Genomic DNA, 14,952 nt, shown 5'->3' on the forward strand with positions numbered 1-14,952 from the left:
TTTGCCTTGTGCGGATTTCGAAGCCTCACCTGTCTGCACCTACAAAAGTTAATTTAAAGATACTCAACAAAATTAGCGGCAGCAAAAAAACTTTCGCGTCAGCGACCATAATTTAGCTCGCTGCGATGACCTGCTGTCCCCGCATAAGGCAAATGTGCTGTTAGTGGTTGTAAGCGCCACACAGTATATTAAGAACCGCCGTAAACAACTTCATATTGTTCTTGTGTCAGTTTAATTTTACCATCATAATCTTTTATGTGGATTTCGAGGGCTAATTCCTTAACTCTATCGTCATTATTTTTCTTGAAATATTTTAAAAGTAAAACTAAAGCGTCGGCGTTATTCTCTTCGATTTCAAATAGGTCGTCAAATAATTTTTCGATTGAAGGCATGTCAAGATGATATTTTTCTTCGGAGAAGTTTATTATTTCTTTTAGGATAAACACCTTGTCTGAATATATGTCAGCGTTTGAAAAAGCAATTGTATAATTTATATACGCCTCAAGTAGCTCGTCTTTTTTAACGCACATTCTTGCTGTCTCAAGGGAAACTTTTGCGAGATTTCTATCAAAATTCTCCATGGTAATTAATATCTTATTTATTTGTTAAAGCGCGTTTTTGTTTCCAGATAACTTTATAGAAGTAAAACGGTGAAATAAGTCCAGGAAGAAAGAGTAGTCCAAGCCCGCCTTTATAGTATTTGTCAAACTTGTAATAGTAATAAATGCAATAACCCCAAAGGATCATTGCGCCAAGTGAAAAGAAGGCACTAAGTCCGGCGAGAACTTTATATTGCGTCGTGGCAACAAATTCATGTGGAGAAAGTGTGCTCGAAAAAGCTGTCGGAACAAGAATAAACATATTTATATAAGCCAGAACATTTAAGTACAAGCAAATTTTTAGAAAAGTCAATGTCGTCTTTGGAGGTGTCATTTTTTATTTCGATGTCCTTGCGCTTATTACCACTAACGGTTTCGGGGTTAGCGCCGTTTTTGCCTGCGCTTTCCAGAAATTCGTTGAATGAAGGTACTAAAAAATTTGTTTGTGTCGGCCCGTTATGAGGCTAGCGTTAAAAAGTCTGCTTGCAGGCCGCTTGTCCACCGCGATGCCAAACGGGGCGCAGGCAAAAATGGACGTCCAACGAGAACTTGAAAGAAAAGAACGGCTTTTTGTCAAGCGAAAGTCTGTCCACGAAGGAAAAGACGCTAACCCCTTGTTAGCAGTTGTAACGGCACACCCAGCTTACGTCTTGTTTGCGTGTCTGCATATTTTAAAACGCAACAGTCAAATGTAATTTAATTGACGGGCTCCAGTAAACTGTTGGGTCGCTATATTTTATTGAACTACCGTTTGGAACATGCGTCGATGTTTCTTTCTTGAGACCATTAAAATAGCTATAACCAATTTCTGGAGAAACATAAACGCTTTTATAGATTTTTATTTTTGAACCAAGACCAATATTAAGCAATAGTCCCGTTGTCATTGATGTCAATGCGTTGTTTGCGCCGCCGAAACCGCCGTAATAATGCCCTGTTGAAAAAACATTTCTATATGAAGCGTCAACGAAAGGGTATAGGAGCGTCTTATTTTTAAAAATCGAAAACTGTCCGCCAAGTCCAAGTCGGAAGTCTTTGTTAAACGCATCACCACCACCGCCGTCTCGCGTCCCTGGAGGTGAAGAATAGGATTGATAATTCTCTGAATAACTAACTTGAGCGCGAATACCAATTCTCTTATGTGTGTACCGTAAGAAAAGTCCGTTTAAATATTCGACAGAAGGTTTGTCACGATAATAGAAATGTTGGTCGTTAAATGAATTAACGGTCACCAAAGTCGAGCCAAGCTCAAACTTGTCGGATGCGTCTTGTCCGTAAGTCATTTGGAAAAGAAGTCCGATGAGCAAAGTCAAAAAATGTTTTTTCATGTCGTTTCTTTTTTACTGTTAATGTCCGCCGTTATTACTGCTAACGGTTTCGGGGCTGGCGCAGTGCGGTTTGAAAAATCACCTGTCTGCACCCTAAAACCTTTATATAAAGATACAAATGTTTTTCTTTTTGCTTTAAACAAATTAAGATCCGCCGTCGGCGGACAAAAGCAAAGCAAAAAAACTACCGCGTCCGCTCGCATTGCGCCATTGACCCGTGTTAGCACTTCGTAGCGGACACACAGGTTCACCCCAGCTACGTGTCCGCAGATAAAACTTTATTTAAGAACGCACTTTGTCTCGTTACCATAAGTGTCCGGTGGTTCAGAAAGACTTTCACATGAAGATTTTGCCCGGGCTTTTCTTCCTTTAAAATAAATGATTGTAGTGGTAGGTCCGTCACCGGGATTATAAGTCGGTCGGGTTGCCACGCACTCACAAGTATGTTTTTTGCAAGAATAAATTGTCAAAGCGAATAAAATTAGAATTGTCGCAGTTACAATGTTATTATTTGTTTTTGTTTTCATGTCTGTAATTTAAAGAAACCAAAATGTTCTTGTCTACCGATTAATTGTCTACGGAGAATTTGTCCCCGCTATGAGTGCTAACGTTCCGCGTGCAGCCGACGTTAATGATTGCGGCTACCGAAACGTTCACTTAAAGATACAAATAAAAATTTTACCTCCGTCCCAATATTTTTGCTAGGCGCCGGCAATAAATTTGTCAGCCCGAAGCCGCGCGCCGACTGCCGCAAACATTAATGTGTCCGTGCGTGAGAGTAGGGAAGGCTTGTGCGTCGCTGTCCGCAGATGACGGCTGCACGCTGTTACTGGTTGTTGCCGCCACACAGGTGCGAGCAGATTGCGTGTCTGCACAAATTATTTTAAATAGCAACTTGTCTCAGAAAACGGTTCACTTGTTTCGTTAAGTTTGTCACAATCTTTTTTTGCTTGCTGTTTCGTTGTCTTGACAGTCCATTGTTCGTTTGTGCCGCCAGGATTTTGGCAAACACAAGTATAATTTTTCTCGCAAGCCGTCAAAAGAGAGATTGTCAAAGTTGTTATTAAAAGATTTTTCATGTGATTGTGTTTTTGTCAACTGTAAAATTGTCTACGGAGAATTGTCCCGCGGCAATTACCAGTAACGGTTTGCGAATTTGCGCAGGCGGGCTTTTGAAAATTCATGTGTCTGCCCGAACAAATGTTTATTTAAAGATAAATGTTTTTTAGCAAAGTAAAACTAAAAAAGTTGTGGCGTCAGCCACGCAAAAAATTTACTTTGCGATGACCTCGTCCGCCCGCTTGCGCGAATTTGCTGTTAGCGGTTCGGTTTGCGTACACAGTTTACGTCTTGCTTGCGTGTCCGCCGATAATAAATCTGGTAGTATGTCTTTTGTCAATGTAAGGTGCATTTCATGTCCGGATGTTGTGTCTGAGAATTTTTTTCGATGTCTGCGCACTTATTTTTCGAATTCTTCTTTGTGTCGTTAATTGTCGCCGAGGTTTCGAGTGTCGGTGTTGAACAAAGACAGTCATAATTTTTTTTGCACGATGTCAGCGCAAGAAATGTCAGCAAGGTCAAAGCGTTAAAATTTTTCATGTCTGTCGTTGTCTAAAAGTTTTTTGTCTACCGAGAGGTCTGTCCGCAAACTGACCGCTAACGTTCCGCGTGCAGCCGACGTTAATGATTGCGGCTACCGAAACGTTCACTTAAAGATACAAATAAAAATTTTACCTCCGTCCCAACATTAGTTGCTAGGCGCCGGCAATAAATTTGTCAGCCCGAAGCCGCGCGCTGACTGCCGCAAACATTAATGTGTCCGTGCGTGAGAGTAGGGAAGGCTTGTGCGTCGCTGTCCGCAGGTGACGGCTGCACGTTGTTAGTACCGAGTAGGGGCGCACAAAGATAAAACACAGCTTACGCGTCTAGAGATTTTACTTTTTGTCTGAAACGGTAAAACTGATAAAGTAAGATTAAACAAAACGTTAAAGTTGAAAGTCCGATGTCAAGAAAGTCTGAAACGCCGTCGTCATTGTCTTTTTTTACTACGAAAAGAATTAGCACTGAAAAAAGTATTAAAAAAGGTAAACCAATAAAGGATAATAAGCTTGTCCCGAAATTTTGTCTGACGGTATTTTTAGAATTGAAGAGCGCAGTTAAGGATAAAAGAAAGCTTAACAAACATATTCCAATGTTTATAAACCAAAGTATATAGAAACTTTGACTTGCGTCAAGACACCCAATACTTCCCTTATATTTTGTCCAAATGAAGACTGATGAAGTTGTCAAAGATACAATGAAAGTGAAAATTAATTGTCTGATAATGTTTTTTGTCATGAGCATTTGTCTAAAGTGCGGAATGTCCGACCCTATTGGTACTAACGTTTGGCGGCTACTGGCCGTTGGGCTTTCGAAGCATCAACTGTCTATAACCTCAAATGTTTATTTAAAGATACTTAGGTTTTTAGTGAGCCGCAAATAAATTTCACGAAGTGACCTTATTGTCTGCGCGCGAACGATGACCGATTCCGCCCAATGGCCAGTAGGTGCTGTTATGCAGTCGTGCGCCCTTTCCATTGTCGTCAGAGGTGTCAGTATAGTTATAGTGCCTTAAAGGTCACTGATTTTTACCCAATACTTTTTTAGGAAACTTTTTACTGAATTGTCGTCTACGAAAGTAGCGGCCTCTTCTTTAAAGACTTCTTCAAAGTATTTTTTAGTCCAGAGGTACTTATGGTAATGTTCGTGTTTTCCGTAAAGTCTATTGTTTAGGTCATTGCATAACTTGTCCATCACTGTTGTGCCGGAATTTTCTTGATCATTCATTGAACGCCGAATAAGTTTGTTGGCGTAACATACAAAAATTGCATCGTCGTCAGTTAATCGCGGAATGTTATTTGCATAATTGTGTACGAGTTTAAGTGAGTTTTTGTCAGCGATGTTTCCATTAAAATGATTATTGAATTGAGGAAGAGTCATGTTTAACTCCCGAAGTATTATAGGGTCAATTATTACTCTTGGAAATATTGCCTGGCCTTCAAGTTTGAAAGCACGAATAAATCCTGGACCAACAATAATCCTTTTTTGTTCATCATAAAATACGCTACCAAAAGCCAGCCCTCCGCGCATCCATATGTCTTTTTGCGCAAGGGAAGATTGTAGTGTTTGAATTGCTCTTAAAAGTGTTTTTAAGCCATCTTCCGAACCGGGTGTCATAAGGATTACCGAATCGCTGATTGATAGCATTTTCAATTCCGCCTTTGATTTGTCTGCTTCGAGCACTCTAAATATTTCTTCAAGAGAGTCAAAATAGCTCTCAAGTTTATTTGTGTCTGCAGGATTGCCGACCAGTTCAGTAAATCCTAAAACGTCAATAAACGCGATATACTTTTTATCATAATTTATATGCATGTCCAAATTCTACTATTTGTAATGAGTCCGAGCGCATGTCAACCGTTAGTTTGTCGTCCGGGGCGCATGCGGCATAACGTTCCGCGTGCAGCCGACGTTAATGATTGCGGCTACCGAAACGTTTACTTAAAGATACAAATAAAAATTTTACCTCCGTCCCAATATTAGATGCTAGGCGCCGGCAATAAATTTGTCAGCCCGAAGCCGCGCGCCGACTGCCGCAAACATTAATGTGTCCGTGCGTGAGAGTAGGGAAGGCTTGTGCGTCGCTGTCCGCAGGTGACGGCTGCACGCTGTTAGTACCTGTGGGGGCGCACTCAGTTTTATTCACCTTTGTTTTGCGTTTTTAATTTCTTCTTTTTATATCTTTCCATTTTACGTAAATTTCTACTAGTCTTATCCATGTGGAATCCGGTTATCCAGCAATTCCAGCACCATATTTTCGGACGTAAATAATGATTCAGTGCAGTAGATTTGTCTTTTGGAGAACGAGTTTTAGAAATGTCAAACACACTATTTAAAGTCAATAAGTATTTAATTTTTGTACTGTCGGAAGTCATTGTGATTATCTGTCTGGAAACTTTTTGTGCGCCATCCATAGATTGAATCTCAATTTTTCCATTCTTTATATATTTTCTCAAATCCGCTTTTAGTATTGAAATACGTTTATTTGTTAGCTCTTCTTTCTCTAGAGTGTCGCGCCAAATTACAAGGCCATTAATGTTGTCCTTGAAATGATTTGCGATGAATTTAAAACAGGAGTCCGTCGAATAAGGCATTGGTGCATAGTCAGTCGACTTGTGTTTAAAATGAATACTTGGAAAAGTCATTTTAAGTTCGCTTTTAATAAGTCTGTCGATTTCCGCGTCCTGTCCGTGAAGTCTTGTCGAGAGGAAAAGTATTATTGTCAATTTTTTGAATGTCTGCATACTTTTTTGTCCGACGAATTTTATTTATGAGGATTTGTCCGCCCCCATTGGTACTAACGTTTTGCGGATTTACCCAGTGCGGCTTTCGGAGCTTCCTGTGTCTATACCCACAAATGGTTATATCGAAGATAACTGTTTTTTGCGCCGCCGCCAAAAATGTCCCGAAGGGGCCGCTTGTCAGGCGCGCGGCGCGCTACCTCGTCCGCCGCATTGGGTAAATGTGCTGTTATGCGGTCGTGCGTTTCAGTTTAGGTCCAACGAATTCCTCTTTTTTTTAGCTCGTTGGTTACAGCGTCCAATGTCTGTTGTACAAAGTCTACTGCCCAATTGTGGCTTTCTTGAATGTAGTCCATGTCGTTTATGTACACGAAGCCAGTTTCTGTCAGGTAAAAAGCCTTTTTGTTTGTTATAACTGTTTTATATATTGGCTGATCTTTTACGTCTTTTGTGTAGTCAACAACAATGTTTGAGCCATTGTGTACAATCATGTTTCTTACGTCTTGATTTACTTTGAAACGGCTCCATTCCTTACCTGAGTTTATTGTAATATTTAATTTTTCTTGCAGATAGTTTTTAGCCTTATCAATTCCACGGTCTTTATTGTATTCAATGAATTTGTCGCCAATATAAATTGCACCGAGTCTACAAGATTCAATTAAGCCCCATTCGAGGAAGGAATTTGTTTTGATGAAAAGTGCGTTATAAATGAACTGTTTTGAATTGACGTCTGACCATTTAACTAAGTCATTAAGTAAGTCATTCATGTCGCTGTCCGTAACGTCTATTGAAGCAATAACTTCTCCTTCGTTTGAGGCTTTATTTACACGCTCAGCTTTTTCTTCAAGAAATGTCTTAAGCTGTTTTATGTAGTCGTTGATATTGCCGTACTGAAGTCTGGCTAACTGCTGAAAGCGTCCGTAGTCCATTGTAAGGTCGTTGCCCAAATACATATTGTCTTTTTTAAGTGTTTAATCGTCTGCAGTCGCATGCCGCATAACGTTTGGCGGCTACTGGCCGTTGGGCTTTCGAAGCATCAACTGTCTATAACCACAAATGTTTATATGAAGATACAAATGTTTTTGCAGCGCCGCAATAAAATTCGCGAAGCGACCGATTGTCAGCGCGCGCTGCACTTATACTTCCGCCCAATGGCCAGTAGGTGCTGTTAGCAGCTGCAAAGGCGCACCCAGCTTACTTATAGTCGCTCAGTTCTAATATTTGTTTGTCGTCTGAAATTGTCAACTTTGTTTTGAAGAAGTCGGGACGATTTTTAGACACCGTTTGTATTATGTCGTAGCCTAAAGTATAACCGCCCCAAATAGGATAGTCTTTAGAACCAAACATTACTGAATTAAGTAAAGTTGGATCGTCGCTTTGTAGGTCGGGTTTTATTTTACTCCAAAGCTCTGCTTTTTCTTTGTTGCTTAATGCTGAAGTCCACGGCACGCTTACTTTAGGATATAATAAATGAGCAAATGAGTCAGCCATGCCTTCGGAAATTAAGTTTCTGAGCAAAGTAAACTCAAGTAAAGCGTTACTACTAATGCTAAAATGATAACTATGGTTAAATTCGTGAGCAACGGCATATTCAAGAACTTCCTGCCAAGAATTTATTGTAAAGTCAATTGTAAGGAATATTTGCTTGCTACCAATAGTGAGGCCAGTAACGCCTCCCATTTTGTTTATTATTTCTTTATCGTCGGAAGACAAAGGGATAATGTAAAATGTTACGTTATTATTTTTAAGGTGCTTGTTACAAAGGTTAAACGCCGATGAAATGATTTTTTCAATTTCATTTTTGTGCGCTTTCAAGTCTGCGATAAATATTGTCAGTCCTGAAGTGTCGGCAATGGGATGTGAAAAATTTTCGCTTACAAAGTCTGGATATTCTGCGTTTGAAAAATGGTCTTTAATTATCGCGTCTTTTATTTTTTCGGCGTAAATCTTGTCGCGATTTTGAAAGTCGGACTTTACTGTCGTGAGAAAGTCAGTGTAATATTTGTCGAGAAAGACGACCTTATGAAAAAGGGTGTCTTCTTTGTTTGAGTCTGTCGTCTGTGAAGTTTGTTGTCCGCAACCCGACAGAAAAACAAATATTATGAAAGTCAGTCCGTATTTCATGAAGTTTTATCTAACGTAATGTCTGTCCGCCTTTGTTGCTGCTAACGTTCCCCAGATTTACGCTGTGCGGCTTTATTGCCCTCAACAGTCTATACCCGAAAAACTATATTTAAAGATAAATGCTTTTTAGCGAAAGCCGCAACAAATTTTCAGTCTGCGTAGCAGGCTTTGCGGCTGAAGCGATAACCCGCGTCCGCCCGCATAGCGTAAATGTGGTGTTACTGGTTGTTGCCGCCACACAGGTGCGAGCAGATTGCGTGTCTGCACAAATTATTTTAAATAGCAACTTGTCTCAGAAAACGGTTCACTTGTTTCGTTAAGTTTGTCACAATCTTTTTTTGCTTGCTGTTTCGTTGTCTTGACAGTCCATTGTTCGTTTGTGCCGCCAGGATTTTGGCATACACAAGTATAATTTTTCTCGCAAGCAGTCAAAAGAGAGATTGTCAAAGTTGTTATTAAAAGATTTTTCATGTGATTGTGTTTTTGTCAACTGTAAAATTGTCTACGGAGAATTGTCCCGCGGCAATTACCAGTAACGTTTTGCAGCTACTTGCAGTTTTTTGCTATGTCAAGTTACGCATTTGAGCGCTAACCCGCAAAAAATTGCAAGTAGGTGCTGTTAGCAGTATGGTGGCGGCACACAGTTGATTAGTCTACTGATTGTCCTGATTGGGGTATTCTTTTGTTCCAATGTTTGTATATTTTAAGTCCGTGAACCAGCCGAAATTTTTTATAACAGTTTCATAGTATTCGATCTCTTCGTCTGAATATGGGTCTATTCTTTCAAGGTAGCCATATTTGAAAGGAAAAATTTCTTTAGATGTCCCAATTACAATCAACTTATTATGCGGACTGAATTTTTTGTACAAATAAATTTCGGCAGTCAATTTAATAAACTCATCTAACTCTTCTTCTTTCAGTGTTGAATTATAAAATAGCATTAAGCAACTTGCATCGTGAAATGCGTTGTGCATAAGTCGTCTGCTCAAGAAATTGGAAGATTTATTCTTGTGTGCATGACAATGCTCGAAAAATGTATGGGCAAAAAGTCGCCTTTCTGTTCTGTTCAGGCTCATCAAATAGTCGCCAATAATTTTGCATTGAGGTAAACTTGCAATGTCATTTTTCACCATTTCATCAACGAAATAACTTATTTTGTCGGCCTTTCGTTTTAAAAGTGTCTGGTCGTTGGTATTGTAAAAATCCCATCGACCATCGATATCCAGCATCATTTGTTTAGCGTCGTGTTCAAACCACTCTTTCGGGAATTCTCTTTTGTTTGTTACAAACCAAGCCAAAAGATCTTTTTCCTTTCCAATTAAGTTAATGGCGATATCTTTTCGGTATAAAGTCTCTTTCTTTTTTAAGTAGTCAATGATTTCAGGAACAGAATCAATTTCAAATAAAATTGTTTCAAATGTTTCTTTGTCAAAATTATGAACGATTGTGTCTTTTTCCGATTCAACTATTTTATATGCGTCAGGGTCGTGACCATAATTTAACGTAATAAGAATGTAATTATTAATTATGTCGGCATCAAATTCTTTTTCTTTCCCATTTTTGTCAACGAGAATGCACTTTTTTTTCAGTAGAAGAGTTCTTTTTGCGCCTAATAATTGGTCTTTTGATTTGCCAAATACTTTTTTGTCAAACCGTGCCTGGTTGCCTGTAAAAGCGTAGTTTTTTACGGAAACTAATATACAACTGTCTTTGAATAGTATTAAGAGGTCGCAAACCTCTTTGTTGTCCGAGTTTTTAATGAAGGGATTTAAAAGGCAATACTCTTCAAGCAACTTGTCTTTTGATAAGTCGTATGCAAATTTTTCAGCCTCGGCTCCCTTGTCGTCTGTTATTTCTGTCACGTTAATTTATTTGTCTGGATGAGATTTTTGTCCGGAGGAATGTCCCGCCACTTACTGCTAACGTTTTGCAGCTACTGGCAGTTTTTTGCTAAATCCAAGTTATACATTTGAGCGTTAACCCGCAAAAAATTGCCAGTAGGTGCTGTTATAAGTAGTAGGGCGGCACACAGCTCAGTACGTTTTGCTGTCGGTGTCCGCCGTTAAAAACCTTTAGAGAACTTTAGTCCTATTTCTTTTCTCAATTTTTTTCTTGTCGCTTCGAGAGTTTTAAGTTCGGCTTCAATTGCATTTAGGTCTGTGTACAAAGCGGACACTTTTGTTTTGTCAATCTTATTAAGAACCTCGGGAAGAATTGAAGCGTCCGATTTATTTACCAGAGCAGTAATGTCTCCGTCCATAAGATTCAGTCGATGTTTGCAAAGCAAGTTATTCAAGCCAGCTTGGCAGGTACAACTTATAGATGTCAGTTTATCAAACTTGAAAGCCACAGTATAAATTTCGTCACTGCTACTGCTTTTAATGTCAAATTTATATTCCATGTTAATTGGTGATTAGCAAACCGTGAGATTGAATACTGAACTGGTCTTTTTTACCTTTGAATAATACCTTTTTTATTTCTTCGGTTATTTTATTTGTGTCTGTTGAATTGATAACGAATAATTCAACACCAAGCGTCGGACTAAAACCAGAGTTAGGGGATTCGTCTAAAGCACTTTTAAGAATTGCTTCGTCGCAAGTAAAAGTCTTGGAATGATAAGTGAAACTGTCTTTAAGAACTTTGATAACATCCGATTTCTTTGAGATTAGTAAATCACTTACGCTGTCGGTTATGATTGCGAAGCCAGTCGAGCCAGCAGGAACTTTTGATTTTATGAAGTCAGAATTAATATACTTTGGTCGAATAGAAGTCAAGCAAGGTTTTAAATCGTTTGTTGAAAGTAAGGATTCATCGTCTTTCCATAGGAATGAAAAGAAAGCGCCTTGAGTAGTTTCTATTACTTTATTTGAAGTCAGGTCATTTGGATAAACTTTTTCAAAGATGATTTTAGTATTCCAATTTGAACCGAACACATCCATGTCACCTTTTGTACTGTTAATTGCACGGGTCGGGCTTTTGACTTGAACCATAAAGTCGATTTCTTTTATTTCTTCGCCCCAATTTTTTCCTGATGTCCTTGTCTTGTAAATTACGTCACCTTGCTCAAATTTGCATTGAGCAACGCTGTCTTTATAAGCAGGAGATAGAGTCCATTTGAAGCCGTCAATTTTATTTTCCATGTCGATATGTTTTTGTCTACGGGAATTGTCCCGCCCTATTACTTATAACGTTTTCCAGATTTGCGTCCGGCGGGTTTATGAAACACTTTCCTGTCTGCACCCGCCAAACAAAATAAACTGCCGAAACGCTGCCTCTTTTTTTGCTTATAGTAAAAATAAACATTCCGCCGTCGGCGGACAAATTATAAGCAAAAAACTTGCACGTCCCCCCGCTGGAGCAAATGTGGTGTTATAAGCTGTAAGTGCCACAAAGGTGCGTTACGCTTAAGTGTCCGCCGTGTTTTATTTTTTTGTCCAAGTATTTATTGAGCCTTTATATTCAAACTCTGCTTGGTCGATTGCGTCTTCAATTGTGTCGTGGCAAGTGTCCGTTATTGATTCCCATTTTGAATTGCAACCGAATAAATAAAAGCTATTTTCATTGTCATACTTACATATTGCAAGTCCATGCATTGGTTCGGGTGAATTTATTTGTCCGGGGGTTTTATTTACAATAAGATGCTTAGTATTATTTGTGAATGAATGTCTGCCGTCAATTGTGGTATAAAGTAGAACTTTTGCATTTCCGATGATGTCTGGAGCAACCATTTAATTTATATTAGAATGTTTTTTGTCTAACGGATTGTCCGCACTTATTGCTTATAACGTTCTCGGGGCTGGCGTTCGGCGGGCTTTATTGCTCGTCCCGAAATACAACCCCAAATGTTTTATTAAAGATACTCAACAAAATTAGCGGCAGCAAAAAAAAACGCGTCAGCGGCCAAAATATTTGCTCGCCGCGATATACCGCTCTGCCCGCTGACCGCTACGCCCCGTGTTAGTGGTTGGCGATGCTACTTAGCTACGTTTCGTTTAAGTGTCTGCTTTATAATTTTCTTTGTCTTTGGAAAATGGAAACAATATTGCGGCAGCGAGGCCATAAAATGCTAACCAGTGTCCCGAAAATCCTCTTACTTCATTTGCTCGATAGTGATGATATTCGTGTTCAGTCAAGGTTCTAATTAATTTTCCGTGATCGCGTAAAATAAATTGTCCGTCTCTAATGTCTGGTGAGCCATGTTGTGATGTCAAAAACAGCATGAAATTAATTATAGCATAGAAGAAGCCTAAGCCCGCAATTATTGTCAACCAAGTAGGTGTTTTACGGAAAATTATTTTATAAAAACCGAAGGAATTAGTTAAGGTTGCTGATTGTCGATATGCTTTTAGCTCTTCGTTTTTGGTCAAACCATAAACTGCAGGAAACCAAACAACAAAAATACCTACATGTAAAAGCCAAACAAATGGAAATTTGGCCGTTGTGTCAAAATCGGCAAGCGAAAGTAAATGAACGGTAAGTCCTAACACCCAACCAATAACTGCAAAATAAAATATAAGTTTTTTCACTGCCTAATAAATTACTTTAAATTACTTTGTTTGGTTATTTTAATTAGTTCGTCAACCTTATTTTCTGAGTAATTAAACCAGCTTTTTTCCGCGGAGAACATTGTAGTATTGCCTTTTAGATTTAAAATCAAATGTTTTTCTTTTTCATTTTTACCAAAAGTAATAACGTATTCGCCATTAAAATACTTATTATCTGAAATGATTGTGAGTAGATATTTATTGTCTTTTTTTGATAATTGCCATTTTGCATTAGTATTAGAGTCAGGAACTATTCCCCACTTTTGTCTATCTATGATTCCTGGTATTTTTGCACTTCCGTTTGAGTAAAACTCTATGTAATTTAGAGTTAGGCAATATAACAAATCGTTGTCCTCTTTAAATTGAAAACTAGTTATGGCAAATTCACCCGTTATTGTTTTTTCTACTGTACTGTCCGCACAACTTAAAAGTAATAAAACTGTCCCAAGAAAAGTTATTGTATGAGAAAGTATTTTTGTCATTTATAATGTTCTTTGTCGTACAAAATCTGTGCGCAGCGCTTACCACTAACGTTTTGCAGCTACTTACAGTTTTTTGCTTTGTCAAGTTACGCATTTGAGCGTAACCCGCAAAAAATTGGAAGTAGGTGCTGTTATGCGTATGGTGGGCGCACGCAGATACGTCATGTTGACGTGTCTGCAAATTACCGACCTTTTTTGAGCGTGTCATTAAGATATTTTTTCTTAAAGCCTTTAAATTCTTCGCCTGTCCAGCCAGAATTTCGAATTGTTATGACGCCGTCTGGGTCTATTAAATAGTAAGTTGTCGTTGCTGAATAGCCGCCTCTTGTAACTGAAACCACCCACGCTATTTTGTCGGGTATGAAGGCAGCCCAATTGAGTTTTGCCCGTGGAAGAGATCCGCTAGCGTTGCAAGTTGAATTCCATTTTTCTTTTGGGTTTGCAATGTCCGAAATTGTGTCTACAATATTTTTAAGAATCCAGGTCGGAATATTTTCTTTCTGTTTAGTCACGTCAAAGGAATGATAAACTAATATTCTTTTCCAGTCGCTATGAGTTGAGTCGTCTTGAATGCTATTTGTCTGACTGAAAATTGTCGTAGAGAAAATTGTCAGGAGAAATATTAAAGTCTGTTGTCGCATTTTGTCAACCAAATATTTTTGTCTTACGGAATGTCCGTCCGCCCACTTACGCATAACGTTCCGCTTATGGGCGCAGTAATTTAATGCGAACTACCGAAACGTTTATTTAAAGATACAAATTAAATTGTCTGCCTAAATGTTACGGCAGCAAAAAAAGAATTAACCAAGCGGTCGCTCGCCGATTAATGCCCTGTTCGCATTAAATTATTGTCAGCGCTAGGTTTGGCTTGTGCGTAAGAGCGCTCCGGCCATAAGCTGTTAGGTGAAAGCTTTGCGCCGCAGGCATAAAAAACGGCCACCTCGCAAAGCGTGTTTTAGGCGCAGTTATTGCCAAAGAGGGTTAATTTAGCGTTGAAATATTGTCGACAATGTCACCAGATTGTCGCAGTGTTTTAAAAGCGACATCGCGCAAAAAAAAGTGAACAAAAATTACAGGAACAAAAGATTCAAAAATAACACCAATAGGTCTAGCCGTCTTGAAAAAGTCAGCCAAAATCCAGACCTTTAACAACAGTTAAAACATTTGAACTGCTTTCTCTCTTATGCAAACACGGGTTTGCAACGATCAAAAACAGTCAAATGTTTGTTTTGTTTACAACAAAACGCTCTATGGAGCTAACTGTTGTTAAACCTTTCCAGAATCTTTTGTCCTGACCTTGATTGATTTTTTTGGCGATGGAAATTAACCCTCTTCCTCTCTGTCGTCTACCTACAACCAACTTTAGAAGCACACTGCCCCGAGTTCGCTCAAATGCCGCGCCTAAAATTTTACCTAACGGGTTGCGGCTAAAAGAAGTGGCGGCTTTGGAACACTAAACTGTCTAAACGCACAATGTTTATTAGTTGCACAACTGTTTATATTCGCACTTCGCCCGCCATTTTTTTTAGGTGCTGTTAGCG

Annotated in this window: 18 protein-coding genes; 1 reads left to right on the plus strand and 17 read right to left on the minus strand. The window is 39.0% G+C overall.

Annotated elements, in window-relative coordinates:
* Positions 1 to 188: 188 nt before the first annotated feature.
* From J0L69_07685 to J0L69_07695, 3 genes are all read right to left on the minus strand, one after another.
* Positions 189 to 581 carry a hypothetical protein gene (locus tag J0L69_07685; GenBank protein MBN8693064.1) on the minus strand — a complete coding sequence of 131 codons (393 nt, stop codon included), beginning with the start codon at positions 579 to 581 and terminating at the stop codon, positions 189 to 191.
* 13 nt (positions 582 to 594) lie between these two features.
* Positions 595 to 861 (minus strand): hypothetical protein, encoded by a 267-nt coding sequence (locus J0L69_07690; protein ID MBN8693065.1) that lies wholly within the window; start codon positions 859 to 861, stop codon positions 595 to 597.
* 409 nt (positions 862 to 1,270) lie between these two features.
* Positions 1,271 to 1,879 carry a hypothetical protein gene (locus J0L69_07695; GenBank protein MBN8693066.1) on the minus strand — a complete coding sequence of 203 codons (609 nt, stop codon included), beginning with the start codon at positions 1,877 to 1,879 and terminating at the stop codon, positions 1,271 to 1,273.
* Between J0L69_07695 and J0L69_07700 the strand changes: the two genes are divergently transcribed.
* The gene (locus J0L69_07700) at positions 1,880 to 2,158 is read left to right on the plus strand and encodes a hypothetical protein (GenBank protein ID MBN8693067.1); all 279 of its coding nucleotides are present in this window, start codon (positions 1,880 to 1,882) and stop codon (positions 2,156 to 2,158) included.
* Between the two features lie 44 nt (positions 2,159 to 2,202).
* Here J0L69_07700 and J0L69_07705 read toward each other — a convergent pair whose 3' ends face one another.
* The 14 genes from J0L69_07705 to J0L69_07770 all read right to left on the minus strand — a co-directional run bounded on the left by J0L69_07705 (position 2,203) and on the right by J0L69_07770 (position 14,106).
* Positions 2,203 to 2,451: a hypothetical protein gene (locus J0L69_07705; protein MBN8693068.1), complete on the minus strand. Its 249-nt coding sequence runs from the start codon at positions 2,449 to 2,451 to the stop codon at positions 2,203 to 2,205.
* 351 nt (positions 2,452 to 2,802) lie between these two features.
* Positions 2,803 to 3,003 (minus strand): hypothetical protein, encoded by a 201-nt coding sequence (locus J0L69_07710; protein ID MBN8693069.1) that lies wholly within the window; start codon positions 3,001 to 3,003, stop codon positions 2,803 to 2,805.
* 1,531 nt (positions 3,004 to 4,534) lie between these two features.
* Positions 4,535 to 5,341: a hypothetical protein gene (locus tag J0L69_07715; GenBank protein ID MBN8693070.1), complete on the minus strand. Its 807-nt coding sequence runs from the start codon at positions 5,339 to 5,341 to the stop codon at positions 4,535 to 4,537.
* Between the two features lie 317 nt (positions 5,342 to 5,658).
* Positions 5,659 to 6,165: a hypothetical protein gene (locus J0L69_07720; GenBank protein MBN8693071.1), complete on the minus strand. Its 507-nt coding sequence runs from the start codon at positions 6,163 to 6,165 to the stop codon at positions 5,659 to 5,661.
* 347 nt (positions 6,166 to 6,512) lie between these two features.
* Entirely contained in the window at positions 6,513 to 7,190 is a 678-nt protein-coding gene (locus J0L69_07725) for a hypothetical protein (GenBank protein MBN8693072.1), read from the minus strand.
* A 265-nt stretch (positions 7,191 to 7,455) separates the two neighbouring features.
* On the minus strand, positions 7,456 to 8,385 hold the full coding sequence (locus J0L69_07730; GenBank protein ID MBN8693073.1) for a hypothetical protein: 930 nt from the start codon (positions 8,383 to 8,385) through the stop codon (positions 7,456 to 7,458).
* A 270-nt stretch (positions 8,386 to 8,655) separates the two neighbouring features.
* Positions 8,656 to 8,856: a hypothetical protein gene (locus J0L69_07735; GenBank protein ID MBN8693074.1), complete on the minus strand. Its 201-nt coding sequence runs from the start codon at positions 8,854 to 8,856 to the stop codon at positions 8,656 to 8,658.
* Between the two features lie 182 nt (positions 8,857 to 9,038).
* Entirely contained in the window at positions 9,039 to 10,247 is a 1,209-nt protein-coding gene (locus J0L69_07740; protein MBN8693075.1) for a hypothetical protein, read from the minus strand.
* Between the two features lie 200 nt (positions 10,248 to 10,447).
* Positions 10,448 to 10,786: an SWIM zinc finger family protein gene (locus J0L69_07745; GenBank protein MBN8693076.1), complete on the minus strand. Its 339-nt coding sequence runs from the start codon at positions 10,784 to 10,786 to the stop codon at positions 10,448 to 10,450.
* A gap of 1 nt (position 10,787) precedes the next feature.
* Positions 10,788 to 11,525, minus strand: coding sequence for a hypothetical protein (locus J0L69_07750; GenBank protein MBN8693077.1), 738 nt, complete (start codon positions 11,523 to 11,525; stop codon positions 10,788 to 10,790).
* 282 nt (positions 11,526 to 11,807) lie between these two features.
* The gene (locus J0L69_07755; protein ID MBN8693078.1) at positions 11,808 to 12,113 is read right to left on the minus strand and encodes a hypothetical protein; all 306 of its coding nucleotides are present in this window, start codon (positions 12,111 to 12,113) and stop codon (positions 11,808 to 11,810) included.
* Positions 12,114 to 12,377: 264 nt separating this feature from the next.
* On the minus strand, positions 12,378 to 12,911 hold the full coding sequence (locus J0L69_07760) for a hypothetical protein (GenBank protein ID MBN8693079.1): 534 nt from the start codon (positions 12,909 to 12,911) through the stop codon (positions 12,378 to 12,380).
* 11 nt (positions 12,912 to 12,922) lie between these two features.
* The gene (locus tag J0L69_07765) at positions 12,923 to 13,411 is read right to left on the minus strand and encodes a hypothetical protein (GenBank protein ID MBN8693080.1); all 489 of its coding nucleotides are present in this window, start codon (positions 13,409 to 13,411) and stop codon (positions 12,923 to 12,925) included.
* 182 nt (positions 13,412 to 13,593) lie between these two features.
* Positions 13,594 to 14,106 carry a hypothetical protein gene (locus J0L69_07770; protein ID MBN8693081.1) on the minus strand — a complete coding sequence of 171 codons (513 nt, stop codon included), beginning with the start codon at positions 14,104 to 14,106 and terminating at the stop codon, positions 13,594 to 13,596.
* Positions 14,107 to 14,952: the final 846 nt, after the last annotated feature.

This window comes from Bacteroidota bacterium (assembly GCA_017303905.1).
In the GTDB taxonomy this organism is placed as follows: Bacteria; Bacteroidota; Bacteroidia; order B-17B0; family Aurantibacillaceae; genus JAHEYG01.